General features: G+C 47.0%; 2 pseudogenes. Both read right to left on the minus strand.

What is annotated here, in order from left to right:
• Positions 1–217: pseudogene (locus R7Q48_RS25745) on the minus strand (hypothetical protein); the annotation flags it as partial.
• Between the two features lie 87 nt (positions 218–304).
• A pseudogene (locus tag R7Q48_RS25750) lies at positions 305–872 on the minus strand (alpha/beta hydrolase); the annotation flags it as partial.

Below are 872 nucleotides of genomic sequence, written 5' to 3' on the forward strand. Positions count from 1 at the left end.
TTTTGTTGGCAATATGCTCGGACAGAGTAGCGGTATTTCCTGAGCGAGAGAAAACGACGATTGCGCTTTTAGACTCGCCGGTTAACGAGCGCTGCAGATGTTGCTGCTTTTGTTTGTGCTTGCGGTATTGTGAGTTTTCGATTTGAGTAACGACGAGAGCAACCACCATCAAAAATACGAACAATATAAATAGAACGATGAGCGTCCATCGAAACATAGTCACTGACCTATGGCTATTAACTGAGAAATAGGAATAACAGAGAAGAAAGAGTGCGACCGGTTTGGTGGCACTCTTGATTTCAGATTACTTCAAATGCTTATCCAAGAAGGGCGCGACTTTCTCCATTGCCATGCCAACTGCTTGAGGATGGTCATACAACTCATAGTGAGACCAGTTTTCTAGATCAACTAGTTGGCGATCCTTTGATGCGACAGCTCGACCATAAACCTCCTGACCATCACGATAAGCGCCAAACGCTCCCACTTTTTGACCAATCACGGTCATCACTGGTTGAGTTAATAAGGTTTCAGTGAAGGCAAAAGCATCCCAACTTAGGGTTTTCTGAGCATGAGAAAACAACATGCGCGTGGCTCCGCCTTCAGTCTGTCCGCGAGGCGTTTTATAGTAGTCAGTCGCCTCAAACACATCGCGCTCAGTTAAGCCATTTTCTTTGGCAAACTCTAGGCTTGGTGGAAGAAGTTCGTTGACTTGTAATTCTCCGCCGCGAGCTTCAGCGGTACGCTGTGCCGCCATTGCTTCCAGCGTGCCATTTGGGTTGTACAAGCTGAATCCTTCACGGAATAAGCGTCCCACATTGACTGGCGTAATGCCCACGACCGCTTTCAAACGTTTTTCTGTTAAAGCGGCACTG

Source organism: Vibrio sp. 378, from assembly GCF_033339435.1.